The organism is Streptomyces camponoticapitis, assembly GCF_014646115.1.
In the GTDB taxonomy this organism is placed as follows: domain Bacteria; phylum Actinomycetota; class Actinomycetes; order Streptomycetales; family Streptomycetaceae; genus Streptomyces; species Streptomyces camponoticapitis.
The window spans coordinates 125,967-127,778 of the sequence record NZ_BMMV01000024.1; the positions used below are offsets into that span (position 1 = coordinate 125,967).

At 68.8% G+C, this 1,812-nt stretch carries 3 protein-coding genes; 1 reads left to right on the top strand and 2 read right to left on the bottom strand.

What is annotated here, in order from left to right; translation table 11 throughout:
* Window positions 1-6: 6 nt before the first annotated feature.
* On the bottom strand, window positions 7-831 hold the full coding sequence (locus tag IEY79_RS29740; RefSeq protein ID WP_189110723.1) for an NAD(P)H-dependent oxidoreductase: 825 nt from the start codon (window positions 829-831) through the stop codon (window positions 7-9).
* Between the two features lie 103 nt (window positions 832-934).
* On the bottom strand, window positions 935-1,345 hold the full coding sequence (locus tag IEY79_RS29745) for a DUF3592 domain-containing protein (RefSeq protein ID WP_189110724.1): 411 nt from the start codon (window positions 1,343-1,345) through the stop codon (window positions 935-937).
* Between the two features lie 231 nt (window positions 1,346-1,576).
* Here IEY79_RS29745 and IEY79_RS29750 point away from each other — a divergent pair.
* Window positions 1,577-1,812: ATP-binding cassette domain-containing protein (locus tag IEY79_RS29750; RefSeq protein WP_189110725.1), on the top strand; the 236-nt coding region annotated here is incomplete at its 3' end.

A 1,812-nucleotide genomic window follows, 5' to 3' on the forward strand; every position in this document is an offset into this window, starting at 1 on the left:
CGCGCGCTACCGGTCGGCCTCGTCCTCACCGCCGGTACGCTCGCACCGCTCGTCCATCGCGCCGGTGACGTAGTGGATATGGATGCCCTCCTCGCCCGGGGCCCGGTCCGGGCGCAGGATCAGATGCTCGTCGTAGTCACCGCCGTTCTGAGCGCGGTACGGGATCGGCTCGGTCTCCGGAATCGTCAGGAGCCTCTGCCGCAGCCGGCCGACGGCCGTCTTGTACTCCGCCTCGGAGAGTCCGACCGCCCCGTTGACGACCAGGGGCGGCACCACGGTCATGCCCGGATACCACAACGTGCCGTGCAGCAGCGGGAACAGCACCTCGTTGATGTCGCCGTGGATACCGCGCGGTCCGGTCGTCGCCGCGTTGGCGCCGACCGTTGTCAGCACCAGGGCGCGCCTGCCGACGAGTCCGCCGCTGCCGTACCGCTGGGCCCTGCCGGTCACCGGGTCGAGCACGCCCTGGGCGAAGCCCTGGATGAACAGCCGGTCGAACCAGCCCTTGAGGATCGCCGGGGGCCCGAACCACCAGAGCGGGAACTGCACGACGAGGGTGTCCGCCCACAGAAGCTTCTCCTGCTCCTCGCGGATGTCCTCGCTGAGCGTGCCGTTCTCCAGCGCGTACTGGGACTCGGTGAGGACATCGAGCCGTTCGCCCGGGTCGTGGTGGAAGTCGCCGTGGCCCACGACCGGGTTCCACTCCATGGCGTACAGGTCCGACTCGACAACCTCGTGCCCCTGTTCACGGAGCACGGCGATGCCCTCGTCGCGCAGCGCGCCGTTCAGTGAGCGCGGATCGGGGTGGGCGTACAACCAGAGCACCCGCACGGCGCGCCACCTTCCTTTCGTCGGTAGGACGGCAGTGTTGACCAAATTTCCATGCTACTGCCGTGCCTTCGGTGGCTCTTGGGGCTGCCCGACCCGGCTCCCGTCAGACCGCCAGCCGGAGCGCCACCGAGATGCCGCCCGCCACGAACCCGAGGCCGACCAGCATGAACAGCCACTGCACGCCGTGCCCGTAACCCTCTATCCGCATCCGTTCTGGGCGCCGCGGGTCGTAGCGGATCCGGACGGGCGTTCCGGGCCTGAACCTGCCCACCCAGGACCGCCCGTACGGCGACTCCACCTCCATACGGCGGCCGTCGGCGGTGACCCATCCGACGACCGGGCGGTGGATCCGGCCGCCCTGGCCACTGGACGTCGTCTCCAGCCGGACCACCCAGCCCGCCGCCCGGACCCCCTCGCGACGCAGGGCCAGGATTCGCCAGAAACCCACGAATCCGATCGTGAAGACCACGGCGCCGACGACGGCGAACCCGAGAGGGAACAACCACTCAGACACAGAACACACTCCCTCACGGCGCCGCTCGCGGTCGCCGTCAACTTATCCGCAGGTCGGAGCGGGTCACCAGATCCGCCGGGCGCGCCTACCCCTAACTCGGCGCGGCCGCGAACGCGGTAGGGGTGTACTCAGCAACACCCCAGACCTGGGTCGTACGCCCAATGTGCCCGCGCTCGGCACTGCGTAACTTCTTACTCGTGGCACAGAGAGTGTCCCAGGGAAGGAAAGACCATGTTTCGTCGTAGGAGTACGACCGGAGGGGCCAGGAGCCAGGAAGCTCTGCGCCTGGTCAAGGTCGCGAAGGTCTACGGCACGGCCGAGAACGCCGTGACCGCTCTCGACAGCGTGTCCCTGAGCCTTTCCGCCGGTTCTTTCACCGCCGTCATGGGGCCTTCCGGTTCCGGCAAGTCGACTCTTCTCCAGTGCGCGGCCGGTCTCGACCGGCCCGACAGCGGCCAGGTCATGGT